Origin of the sequence: Streptomyces xiaopingdaonensis (assembly GCF_000262345.1) — a bacterium.
GTDB classification, from domain to species: Bacteria; Actinomycetota; Actinomycetes; order Streptomycetales; family Streptomycetaceae; genus Streptomyces; species Streptomyces xiaopingdaonensis.
The window spans coordinates 1-8,917 of sequence record NZ_AJTQ01000061.1 but is presented as its reverse complement, the minus strand read 5'-3'; the positions used below and the strand labels follow the sequence as shown (position 1 = coordinate 8,917).

The following is an 8,917-nucleotide window of genomic DNA, read 5'->3' as shown; positions in this document are numbered from 1 at the left end:
CCCCCACCCGCCCCGACCCGCCCCGCCCTGACCGTTCCCGAGCCTTCCTCCAGACCGTCACCCCTGGACATCCGCCCCGCCCAACTGCCCGCTCCCCGCAAGGAACCGACGGCCAACTACTTCCAGCCCCTGAGGCATGCCCCTCCCTGTCTCCCCGCCGGCTGCCACACCGACGAACCCGCTCGCTCTCCGCCCTCCCGACACGTTCGAGCCGCGACCCGAGCTGACACCGACCCAACCGACCCAACCGACCAACCCTGGTCCACCGCCGCGACCCCCTACGCCCGCCAGTCCCTCACCTCGCCTCCCCCCAGCAACCGCCTGACTTCGCCGCTCGGCTTGTACCGTCGAGTACGTTGCGGCACTACGCTGTGGTCGCCGACGTCCGACTGTGACTGTGGCCGCACCGCGGCGCATTGGAGCAACTCTTGGCCTGTGACCTCTGGCTGGTCCCCCTCGTCGACGTGCTGTGCCACAGCCCTGACAACCCCTTCGCGGAGGAGATCGCCTCCTACGACAAGGCGCTGACGGAAGCCGGCCACCCGCCGGTCCCCGTCTTCGCCTACATGCCCGGGATGTCCGGTGAGGTCGCCCCCGTCGCCGGGTTCGACTACGACGCGCTGCACTTCCTCCGCAGGGCCTTCCTCCTCCACCGGTGCGGCCTCGAGGTCGCACCCGTCGACGAACTCGGCAGCGACTACGAGCAGTTGCTGGAGATGTTCGAATCGACGGCGCAGCAGTCCCACCTCGTCTGGCACTACGACCACGCCGGCGCGTACGTCCCGGTCGACTTCGAAGCCCCGCTCGTCAACGACGAGCTGTTGGAGGGCGGCGGGCCGCTCGCGTCGAGCCACGGGTTGCTCCGCGAATTGGAGCAGGTCGCCCCGGTGCTCGGGATCGACCCGGCGAATCCGCCGAACCCACCGGCGCCCCCTGAGCGCCCCACCGAGCTCGAAGAGCCGTCCACCTCCTTTCCGACCGACTCGGGTCCCTTCTCGCGGGAGCGCCACGTCTGGCTCGGCCTGCACTCCGCGGCGACGCGGAGCCTCGCCCAGGGCTCCCTGATCGTGTTCAGCTGACGCAACGGCAGAACACCGCGCAGTCCCGCACGGCGATCCGGTCAGCTCCGGCCCGGCTCCGGGCGCTGGCCGGGCCGCTGGCGCCACGCCCCGACGCCTAGGGGACGGGTCCCTCCGGCGGACGTTGCCTCGGCATCTGTATCCGCACACCGCCTCCCTGCGTATCGGTGCGGCCTCGCTCGGCCCGCGGATCGGCAGCGCCGACGGCTCCCTGCGGCCGTGCCGACCGACCGCCGCACCCGGGTGGCGGACGCGTCCGGACCGCGCCGCCTGGGTACGCGTTCCGCTCCGCCGAGTGCCGGTACGGAGGAGCAGGCATAGAGCAGAAGCGGGCCGTCCAGTCGGCGGTCTCACTCCTGACGATGCCGTCGATCTCGGCGCTGCACCGGTGCAGGAGATCGAGGGCGTACTCGGTGGTCTCGTCGAGCGAGGGGCCGGCCGGACCGAGGTTCGCGCGTACGTCGGCGCGTGCCCAGTCGTACTGGAGCTCCTCCAGCGCGCGCCCGATCGCCTGCGCGGCCGCGACGCACCGCATCCAGCCGGGCGTGAGGGCGAAGTACCTGTCGGCGGCCGGGCATCCGGCCGCGACGAGGAGCGCGCCGTACCCCCAGAGCAGGGCGTCGGCCGGTGCGGCGTCCGCGAGGGCGAGCGCGGGGAGCAGCGCCACGAGGCTCGCCGAGACCGCCGTCCCCCACCGCAGCAGCAGGGCGGCCCTGCGCTTCGCCCGCCGGCGTCGCCAATACCAGTCGGCGGCGGCGAGAGCTCCGTCCTCCACCCACTGGTAGAGCTCCTCCAACCGCTCTGTCGGCTGCTGCCAGCCCCCCGGCGGAACCGGCCGCCGAAGCGGCACTTCGACCCGCTCGGTGCCCGCCCGCGCCTCCTTCTCCCGTGAACCCACACCTACCCCTTCGCTGCTCGCCGCTCTTCCGCTCCACCCGTTGCCGACGCCCCTGCCGGAGCCGACCCGCGCACACGCCGCCACCCGACGCACGCCACCGTCCCGACCGACTGGCGAAGCGAGTCCTTCCTACCTTCGAATCCGCGTGCCGACAGCCGCCCGGTACGCGCCCTCGAGCCGATTTACCGCCTCTGACCAGGGATGACGCCGACCGGCCCGCCGCCGCCCTCACCCGAAAGAGCGGCCCTGACGCACAGCGCGCGGCGCCCGCCGCCGAGCTGCCCCCGCGACCGCCGGCTGCCGGCGCTTGAACAGTGCTCCCCTGTACGCCCCCCTTGCCCCCGGCCGCGGGTCCCGTCCCCCGGCAGCGGATCGCTAGGCTGAGCGCGTGAGAATCCTCGTCATCGGCAATGGAGCCCGCGAACACGCGCTCTGCCGCGCGCTCTCGCTCGACCCCGCCGTCAGCGCGCTGCACTGCGCCCCCGGCAACGCCGGCACTTCCGAGGTGGCCACCGCGCACAGCGTGGACGCCACCGACGGGGCGGCCGTCGCCGCGCTCGCCGCGGAAGTCGTCGCGGATCTGGTGGTGATCGGCCCGGAGGCACCGCTCGTCGCGGGGGTCGCGGACGTCGTCCGCGACTCCGGGGTCCCCGTCTTCGGACCCTCGCGGGCCGCGGCGGAGCTGGAGGGTTCGAAGGCGTTCGCCAAGGAGGTCATGGCGGAGGCCGGGGTGCCCACCGCCCGCAGTTACGTCTGCACCACCGCCGAGCAGGTCGACGCGGCGCTCGACGCCTTCGGCCCGCCCTACGTCGTCAAGGACGACGGCCTCGCGGCGGGGAAGGGCGTGGTCGTCACGGGGGACGCCGCGGAGGCCCGGGCGCACGCAGCCGCCTGCGAACGCGTCGTCGTCGAGGAGTTCCTCGACGGACCCGAGGTCTCACTCTTCGCGGTCACCGACGGCGAGACGGTCGTCCCGCTCCAGCCCGCCCAGGACTTCAAGCGCGCCCACGACGGCGATCTCGGCCCCAACACCGGCGGCATGGGCGCCTATTCACCCCTGCCGTGGGCGGACCCGAAGCTCGTCGACGAGGTCCTGATGACGGTCCTCCAGCCCACGGTCGACGAGATGCGCCGCCGCGGCACCCCTTTCTCCGGCCTGCTCTACGCCGGCCTCGCCCTCACCTCGCGGGGCGTCCGCGTCGTCGAGTTCAACGCCCGCTTCGGCGACCCGGAGACCCAGGTGGTTCTCGCACGCCTGCAGACCCCCCTCGCCGGCCTCCTCAAGGCAGCGGCCACCGGGCAGCTCGCCGACTTCCCTCCCCTGCGCTGGCACGAAGGCGCCGCCGTGACGGTCGTCGTCGCTGCCGCCGGATATCCGGCGGCTCCCCGCAAGGGCGACCCGGTCGACGGTCTCCAGGAGGTGGCGGCGCAGGAAGGGCCCGACGCTTACGTCCTCCACGCGGGAACGGCCCGCAATCAGGACGGAAGCGTCGTCAGCGCGGGCGGCCGCGTGCTCTCCGTGACCGCCGGCGGCTCCGACCTCGCGGAGGCACGCGCCCGCGCGTACCGCGCAGTGGAGCGCGTCGGCCTGCCCGGTTCCCACCACCGCACGGACATCGCGGCGCAAGCCGCAGCAGACGAAAGCGAGCAGGGCACCGCCCGGCGCTGAACTCCGGGGCCCGGGCGCCGACGTGCCCGGGCCCGGTCGCCGCGCCTTCCCGGGGCACCCGCCGCCGCGCGGCGAACCCCGCGATCCCTTACCTGCCCACCGGGTTGAGGGCAATATCTCTCCCCAAAGCCATTCCATCGGGTGAGCAGAATGGCGTCCGGCTGACGCTCCCACCCGCCCCAACTAGGGTTCCGCACAAGTCGCGTGGGAGTCCGTCGTCTGGCCCTGCGCACATTGCGGTGTCGGTCCCCGGTGCCACAGTGAGAAGGCCGGATCTCCGGCGCGGCCGGAGGCGGCCGGAGTGGGTCCAAGCGGCCGGAGGCGCCGCCGGGAGGTGGGATTGCTCGTGCTCGGCCAGCAGGAAGAAGCGGTCTCCGCGCGGGCGCACGCCCTCGCCGTGCTGCGCGTCAGGAACACCGCCCTGGGGATCGCGCTGCTTCCGGCCGCGTGCGCGGTGCTCCTCTTCGCCGCCCGCGGCACCGGTCTCCTCGGCTCCGCCTGGCAGCCCGTGTGCTGGGCCGTCACCGCCGTCGCCTGCGCAACGCTCGCGGCTGCGGCAGCCGCGGCGGCGACGATCGCGCGCGCCGAGCCGGCCGTCTCGCCGACCGTCCCGCTCGAAGAGCGCGAGGCACCGGACCTCCACAACCTCGTACGCGACGTCGCCGACCGCCTCGGCGTCCCCGCGCCCTCCGCCATCGCACTCACCCCCGACTGCGACAGCTGGCTCGAGGAACGCCACACCCCCGCCGACAGGCCCGTCTACGCGCGGATCCCCGGCGAGCACCCCGCCCCCGTCCTGGTGATCGGCTCCCCTTTCCTCTGGTGGATGCGCGTCGCGGAACTGCGCGCACTGCTCGCCCCCGTGGTCGCCGGTACGGGTCCGTCGGCCCACCCGGACATAGCCGCGGCCCGCCGCCTCGCCAGAAGCCTCGACGCGGCGGTCGCCCGCGCCGAACGCGCCCGGCGCACACCACGGGCGCACAGCGCCGCGAAGCAGGAGGGCACCCCGCGCGCTGCCGAAGTCCCGCGCTCCGCTGCCGGGTTGCTCGCCGTACCGTTCCTCCGCGCCGCTGGCGCGCTCGCACGTACGCTCCTGCGCGCCGCAGCCGGCCACCTCGCCGAGATGGAGCGCGGCGTGGCCGCCGCCTCCTCCCAGCGCGCGCAGTCGGTCGACTACGGCCTCCGCACCGTCGCGCAGGAGCAGGTCGGCCTCGCCTACGCCGGTTGGGACCGCCTGCTGACGAAGGTCGCCCTCCCTGCATGGCGTCTGGGCAGGTGGCCGACGAGGCTCGACGCCGGTGTCGTCGCCGCGCTCACCGAACTCTCCCGCAGGGACAGGCTCGCCGAGGGCTTCGCCTCCCGGCTGGGCGAGCGCCCGGCCTGCGACCTCCTGGAGGAGCCGGGCGAGGTGGACGCCGCCGTGTCGCTCCTCGCCGCCCGCCTGTTCGTGGGCGCGAGACCCCCGGTGGCTCCTCCGCTCCAGGGAACCGAGCCCGAGGAGGGCCCGCGCCAATGGTCCCCCGTCGCCTGGCACGCGTACCCGGAGGAGGTCGCGGCGCGCATCTGGCGGACGGGCGCCGCCCGCCTCTTCGACGCGCTGGACATGGCCGAGCAGACGGCGGAGCCCGAGCCGGCGCCCCGCACCCTGCCGCTCCCCGCGGGCGCGCCGCTTCCGCTCGGCTCTCTCCCCGACCGGACGTGGTGCGGCCCCACCCTCGCCTGCGTACTCGACCGTCTCGGTTCGCCGGACGCGCGCTCGGCGCTGGCCGCCCGCCTAGCCGCGCTCCAGCACCAGGAAGAGGCCCGCGCGGAGTCCCAGCAACCCCTCCTCGACGAAGGACCGTTGCTGCCGGGCGGCGTCGAGGGACAGCCGGCCCCCATGGGCCTGCCGCTCGAACCACCGCGCGCGGAGCAGGAGTTGCTCGCCGACCATCTCCACTCCGCCGTCTGCTGCGCCGCCGTGGACACCGCGGGCGCGTCCCCGGGGCTCGACTGGCTCGACGGTCCCGTGCTCCTCGTCGCGGGGGAGCGGGACACCGCACTCTCCGGCGCGGTGCGCGCGGCGGCCGAGTACGGCGAGACGGGTCCGCTCAGGGAGTGGCTCGCGGCGGCCGGGGTTCGGCCGGACAAGCCGCTGCGTCTGCTCTGAGCGCACGTCCCGCTTCCGGGTGGTTGACGGCGCCACTGATGTCCGGCGCAGCGCACGGCAGTTCGACACGAAGGCGTGAATCCGACGATTAACAACGAACGGTGACCGTGTGCGTGCAGGATGTGATGTCCTGTCTGTGTCAGTACATGCCGCCGCACCCCGTCCGTCTCCCACCCGTCGCGGCGAACCGCCCTCCGCCCAACTCCTCGCGGGGAGCGGCGAGTCCAACGTCCGACCGTGCCCCTGGAGCGTCCGGACTCCCCGGCGGGGCCTGACCACCGCGCCACCGCTGGTCATCCACGACCCGCAACCCGCGTAGCGGGACGGCCCGACGGAAGGGGTGCCCAAGGACCGTCCCGGCGGTCATGCCCAGGGAGGCCGCCAAAACCAGCCGGCCGGGAAGCCCCGTGGGGCCGCCCGACGCCGGACCGGTCGCACACCGGCCGAGCCGCACGCCCGGAGGGCGGCGGCGATGCCGGGAGACACCACGCACAACTCGTACCCACCGCACGGACCACGCAGCGAAGCCGCGACCACGGACCGCCCGACGCCACCGCGCCGGGCCGCGGCCCGCAGGAGGCGAGCGGGACGAGGGAGGGGAGCACAGTGGGGAGCCAACACCACGTCGGGCGATGGGAGTCGGGCGCCCTCGCGCACGCCGTCACCGATCCGTTCGGCCAGGGACCGCTGCCGTGGCTGCGCGGCAGCGAACAGTACTTCGAAAACGGCAGAGTGGTCCCGTGGTACGTCGAGTGGGGCCGCTCCGGGTCGCCGGGGCCCGCCGTCCACAACGGCCCGCGCACGGCCGACGACGTCAGCTGCCAGATCAAGGGCTTCGCCTCCACCTCGGGCGGCGTACTCCCCGGCGAGTCCCTCGACTTCCGGATCACGGTGAACCCGCCCCAGCCGTACAGCGTCGACGTCTACCGCATCGGCCACTACGGCGGCGAGGGCGCCAAGAAGATCACCACCAGCCCGCGCCTCTCCGGCATCGAGCAGCCCCGCCCGCTCGTCGCCGACCGCACGGTCTCCTGCCACAACTGGTGGCAGTCCTGGCGGCTCCAGATCCCCGAGTACTGGCACACCGGCGCCTACGCCGCCGTCCTCACGACCGCGGACGGCCACCGCTCGCACGTCCCCTTCACCGTCCGCCAACGCGACGCCGCCGACCTGCTGTTGCTCCTCCCCGACGTCACATGGCAGGCCTACAACCTCTTCCCCGAGGACGGCCGCACGGGCGCCAGTCTCTACCACGCCTGGGACGAGGAGGGCTCGCTCCTCGGCGAGCCGGAGGCGGCCACCGCCGTCTCCTTCGACCGCCCGTTCGCCGGAGCCGGACTCCCCCTCCACGTGGGCCACGCCTACGACTTCATCCGCTGGGCCGAGCGCTACGGCTACGACCTCGCCTACGCCGACACCCGCGACCTGCACGCGGGGCGCGTCGACCCGAGCCGCTACCGCGGCCTCGTCTTCCCGGGCCACGACGAGTACTGGTCGACCCCGATGCGCCGCACCGTCGAGAAGGCGAGGGACCTCGGCACCTCGCTCGTCTTCCTCTCGGCCAACACCATGTACTGGCAGGTCGAGTTGGCGTCGCTCCCCTCGGGCGCCGAGGACGGCCTGCTCCGCTGCCGCAAGCGCCGCGGCCCCGGGCGGCCCGTCCTCTGGCGGGAGCAGGGCGAACCGGAGCAACTGCTCCTCGGCGTCCAGTACCAGGGCCAGGTCCCCGAGCCGACGCCCCTCGTCGTCCGCAACTCCGACCACTGGCTCTGGGACGACGCCGCGGTCCGGGACGGGGACGAACTCCCCGGGCTCGTCGCCGGCGAGGCCGACCGCTACTTCCCCCGCACCCGCCTCCCCGAGCACACCGACCGCGCGCTCGTCGCCCACTCCCCGTACGAGGACGCCGCAGGGCGCCGCCGCAACCAGGAGACGTCGCTCTACCGCGCCCCCTCCGGCGCCCTCGTCTTCGCCTCGGGCACCTTCGCCTGGTCGCCCGCTCTCGACCGGCCGGGACACACCGATCCGCGGGTGCAGCAAGCCACGGCGAACCTCCTGGACCGTATCTGCAAACGCGACTGATCGTCCGTGCACCGACGGCAGGTCCGCACACAGGCCTCCGTTCCGGGTACGCGAGAATCGGACCGCGCTCATACGTACCTCAGGAGGAGAACGTGTCCGGATTCGTCGAGAAGCCGCAGCCCGTGGAAGTCCCCGGGCTGGTGCACCTGCACACGGGCAAAGTGCGCGACCTCTACCGGAACGAGCGCGACGAGTTGGTCATCGTCGCCAGCGACCGGATCTCCGCGTACGACTGGGTGCTCCCCGGCGGTATCCCGGACAAGGGGCGCATCCTCACGCGGCTGTCGATGTGGTGGTTCGAGCAGCTCGTCGACCTCGTTCCGCACCACGTGCTGTCCACCGAACTCCCGCCCGGCGCACCGCAGGAGTGGGAGGGCCGGGTGATGGTCTGCAAGCAGCTGCGGATGGTCCCGGTCGAGTGCGTCGCGCGCGGCTATCTCGCGGGATCGGCGCTCGGGGAGTACGAGGAGTCCAGCACGGTCTGCGGCCTCGCCCTGCCGGGCGGGCTGGAGGACGGCTCCGAGCTCCCGGGACCGCTCTTCACGCCCGCGACCAAGGCGGAGGTGGGCGAGCACGACGAGAACGTCACGTACGAGGAGGTCGCCCACCGGGTCGGCCCGGAGGCCGCGACGCTGCTCCGCCAGACGACCCTCTCCGTCTACCAGCGGGCGAGGGAGATCGCGGAGGAGCGCGGCATCATCCTCGCGGACACGAAGTTCGAGTTCGGCTGGGACGGCGACACCCTCGTCCTCGCCGACGAGGTCCTCACCCCCGACTCGTCGCGCTTCTGGCCCCGCGACGCCTGGCAACCCGGCCGGCCCCAGCCCTCTTTCGACAAGCAGTACGTGCGCGACTGGCTCACCGGGCCGGACGCCGCCTGGGACAGGAACGGCGAGGAGCCGCCGCCTGCGCTGCCCCCGGGCGTGGTGGAGCGCACCCGGCAGAAGTACGTGGAGGCGTACGAGCGCCTCACCGGCCTTTCCTGGAGCTGACTCGGCGCTCCGGAGAAGAGGGCCCCGATCCTGGGATCGGGGCCCTCC

At 73.7% G+C, this 8,917-nt stretch carries 6 protein-coding genes; 5 read left to right on the top strand and 1 reads right to left on the bottom strand.

All coding sequences use genetic code 11. The features are described from left to right. Positions 1 to 428: 428 nt before the first annotated feature. Positions 429 to 1,079, top strand: coding sequence for a hypothetical protein (locus tag UWG_RS0104530; RefSeq protein WP_016906016.1), 651 nt, complete (start codon positions 429 to 431; stop codon positions 1,077 to 1,079). A gap of 97 nt (positions 1,080 to 1,176) precedes the next feature. Here the strand turns inward: UWG_RS0104530 and UWG_RS0104525 are convergent, their stop codons facing one another. Continuing rightward, positions 1,177 to 1,977 (bottom strand): SLATT domain-containing protein, encoded by an 801-nt coding sequence (locus UWG_RS0104525; RefSeq protein ID WP_016906015.1) that lies wholly within the window; start codon positions 1,975 to 1,977, stop codon positions 1,177 to 1,179. Between the two features lie 388 nt (positions 1,978 to 2,365). On the opposite strand from UWG_RS0104525, the gene purD reads away from it, so the two are divergent. The 4 genes from purD to UWG_RS0104505 all read left to right on the top strand — a co-directional run bounded on the left by purD (position 2,366) and on the right by UWG_RS0104505 (position 8,869). Beyond that, positions 2,366 to 3,646 carry a phosphoribosylamine--glycine ligase gene (gene purD / locus UWG_RS0104520; protein WP_016906014.1) on the top strand — a complete coding sequence of 427 codons (1,281 nt, stop codon included), beginning with the start codon at positions 2,366 to 2,368 and terminating at the stop codon, positions 3,644 to 3,646. Between the two features lie 340 nt (positions 3,647 to 3,986). Continuing rightward, positions 3,987 to 5,795 (top strand): hypothetical protein, encoded by a 1,809-nt coding sequence (locus UWG_RS0104515; RefSeq protein WP_016906013.1) that lies wholly within the window; start codon positions 3,987 to 3,989, stop codon positions 5,793 to 5,795. Between the two features lie 606 nt (positions 5,796 to 6,401). After that, positions 6,402 to 7,877 (top strand): N,N-dimethylformamidase beta subunit family domain-containing protein, encoded by a 1,476-nt coding sequence (locus tag UWG_RS0104510; RefSeq protein WP_016906012.1) that lies wholly within the window; start codon positions 6,402 to 6,404, stop codon positions 7,875 to 7,877. A gap of 92 nt (positions 7,878 to 7,969) precedes the next feature. Continuing rightward, positions 7,970 to 8,869: a phosphoribosylaminoimidazolesuccinocarboxamide synthase gene (locus UWG_RS0104505; RefSeq protein ID WP_016906011.1), complete on the top strand. Its 900-nt coding sequence runs from the start codon at positions 7,970 to 7,972 to the stop codon at positions 8,867 to 8,869. Positions 8,870 to 8,917: the final 48 nt, after the last annotated feature.